Origin of the sequence: Actinoallomurus acaciae (assembly GCF_042429965.1) — a bacterium.
Lineage (GTDB): Bacteria > Actinomycetota > Actinomycetes > Streptosporangiales > Streptosporangiaceae > Actinoallomurus > Actinoallomurus acaciae.
In genome coordinates this window covers 1-1,718 of record NZ_JBHLZP010000948.1, presented here as the reverse complement: position 1 = coordinate 1,718, position 1,718 = coordinate 1, and the positions used below count along the sequence as shown (strand labels likewise).

The 1,718-nt window shown below is 73.7% G+C and carries 2 protein-coding genes; one reads left to right on the top strand and one right to left on the bottom strand.

Translation table 11 applies throughout. The features are described from left to right. Window positions 1–684, top strand: a 684-nt coding sequence (locus ACFFNX_RS49230; RefSeq protein WP_378213375.1) for a hypothetical protein, incomplete at its 5' end; no start/stop codon positions are given. A gap of 18 nt (window positions 685–702) precedes the next feature. On the opposite strand, the gene ACFFNX_RS49225 is transcribed toward ACFFNX_RS49230, so the two are convergent. After that, window positions 703–1,662: an acyltransferase domain-containing protein gene (locus tag ACFFNX_RS49225; RefSeq protein ID WP_378213374.1), complete on the bottom strand. Its 960-nt coding sequence runs from the start codon at window positions 1,660–1,662 to the stop codon at window positions 703–705. Window positions 1,663–1,718: the final 56 nt, after the last annotated feature.

Sequence of the window (1,718 nt, the reverse complement as noted above, 5' to 3'; positions counted from 1 at the left end):
CTCGGCCCGGTGCCGTCCACCCTGGACCGGGTGCTGGTGTGGGCGCTGCCGGCGGCCGCGCTGGTGCTCAGCCGGGCCGCCTACAGCTGGTTCGCCTCGCCCGCCCACCTGCTGGTCACCCTCGGCGCGTGGGGAGTCTTCGCCGGGGTGCTGCGCGTGCTGCCGCGCGGCCACGACCGGTTCGGCCTGTGCGCGGCCGTCGGGGGAGCGGCCCTCGTACGCACCCTGGTGCTGCTCGTCGCCCTGGCTGGGCGCGGGCCCGGCCGGTACTGGTACGACTTCTGGACGCAGCCGCAGGCGCGGTCGGTGTACATCACCGTCGCCGTCGCGGCCTTCCTCTGGGTACCGGTCGCCGCGTACGTCGCCCTGCGCGCGCTCGGCGCCCGGTTCACCGCCCCGCCGGTCCTCGCCGCCGCCGGCACCGAGCTCACCCGGCTCGGCGTCACCCTCTGGGCGGCCGGGTTGGAGACCTCACTGGCGGTGTGGAACGACCAGATGGCGCTGCTGCCCTGGGGCATGCACCGAATCCTCGGCATCACCGGTTTCCTGGACATCCCGTCGTGGCTGCCCAAGCTGGTCACCGCGGCCGGCGGCACGCTGATCGCGGCCGGTGGCCTGATCGCCGCCGCCGCAGGTCGGCCGGCCGGGCGCCGGAACCCTGCGCCTCGTGAACCCGTGATGTGACCGGTCTCCGACTGCGTTTCAGGCTCGGTCGTTGAGCGCGATCCGGCCCGTGCGGTTGAGCCAGCGGCCGCCGGCGCGGAGGTGGGCGAGTCCGGCGCGCTGGAGCGACGTCCGCGCGGTCAACCTCTCCAGTGGTGTCGCGATCGTGCCGAACACGAAGCGGAGAAAGTCCTCGGTGCCGTCCTCGCCGCCCGGCTGGAGTTCGAAGCGGCGCTGGAAGCGGATGATGTTGGAGTCGGCGGGGAGGTACTCCGTGAGCGTCGGGTCCAGCAGCCACGAGCCGCACGTCATCTCGTCGTACGGCTCGTCGGGGAAGTGCCGGGAGAAGAACTCCCGCGCCCACGCGAACGACGTGTCGCACGCCTCCGGGGTGAGCGGGCCCGACCGCGGGATGTGCAGCGACAGGGCCCGCGACTCCGGGGTGCGCCGCCGGTGGAACTGGAGGCGGCCCAGCTCGTAGATGCTCCCGCGGACGTGCAGTGTCAGCCACTGGAGCATCACCGGCCAGCCCTCGCCGTTCATGCGCCGGTCGATGGCGAGGTTGCGGCCGAGGTCGGCGAGCGTGGTCCACGAGACCTCTTCCGGGACGCCGCGCCGCGCGTGGTAGGCGCGTGCGTCCTCCAGCAGGGCGAGGTAGGCGTAGACGTAGAAGTGCCGCCAGGCGGGACCGCGGTCGCGCGGCAGCGAGGGGCCCGGCACCAGCCATCCGGCCCCGCCCAGGTCCGCGCGTACGGCGGCGACGACCTTTCCGAGCAGCCAGTGGAGCTCGGGCGGCCAGTCGTCGGACGGCCAGCCCGCGAGGATCTCCATGGCGTCCCACGGGGTGACCGCGAGCCGGTCGAGCAGCGCCGGCGCCTCCACATACGGCGGCAGGCGCGGCGCGGGCGGCGTCTCGCCGTCCAGCCCGCGCACCCAGGCCGCGGCCTCCGGCGGCAGGTGGAGCCGCTCGGCGACCTCGCTCGTGTTTCGTCGGAACATCGCCCGATTATCCGCCCGGCCAACCTTCGACGGCCATCAAAATCTTCCGGCTCTAC